Here is a 634-nt window from a genome sequence, read left to right as displayed (position 1 = left end):
ATCCAGGCTGTATTTCTCAAGGAGCAATTCAGTGATGGCATGGCCGAAGGCGGAGCTCTCCACCTCCGCGGAGAACGCACTGCACTTGTAGAACAGGTGCTGGAGAAAGTACTGCTTCTCTCGTGTCAGGTTGTGGACGAGGTGAAACCGCATGCGGGTCAGTCTTTGAAGAGCGATGTACTGCTCTTGGGCGACAACGGTCATCGGCAGCCTTCCAAAACGCAGCCTGTCTGCAATAATCCAGGCATCGATGCGGTCGTTCTTATCGAGGTCCACATAGGCTTCCTTGAACTTGCTAATGAGCTTCGGATTAATGGTAAATACCTTCGTATGCCGCTCGCTGAGAAGCTTGTCCTCATGCAGGAACATGGCGGGGTGCCAACTGTAAACCGATGTTGATTCCAGACCGATGTGAATCTCCGATGGCTTGATGCGGTCAGCGTGGGCAAGGATCTGATCCCGCAGGTGGCAGGCACCGTGGTAGTTGTTGAGCACCGTGAACGCTTGGAGGGTATCGCCGCCAGCATCCATGATGCACACCTTTAAATCTTGCGAACTCACGTCAATCCCGACAAACAACTTCACGTGGGATTCCTCCTTTCTTTATGGGATTCAGGGACTGGACCTTTCGGGA

Annotated in this window: 1 protein-coding gene; it reads right to left on the bottom strand. The window is 53.2% G+C overall.

Going from position 1 to position 634, the window contains the following annotated elements; all coding sequences use genetic code 11:
- Positions 1–585, bottom strand: a 585-nt coding sequence (locus ACZYR9_RS27525) for an IS110 family transposase (RefSeq protein ID WP_488981490.1), incomplete at its 3' end; no start/stop codon positions are given.
- Positions 586–634: the final 49 nt, after the last annotated feature.

The sequence above is a fragment of the Paenibacillus sp. F024 genome (assembly GCF_057814255.1).
Note: the sequence above shows the minus strand (reverse complement) of the source record. Positions and strands in the feature narration are given on the sequence as shown.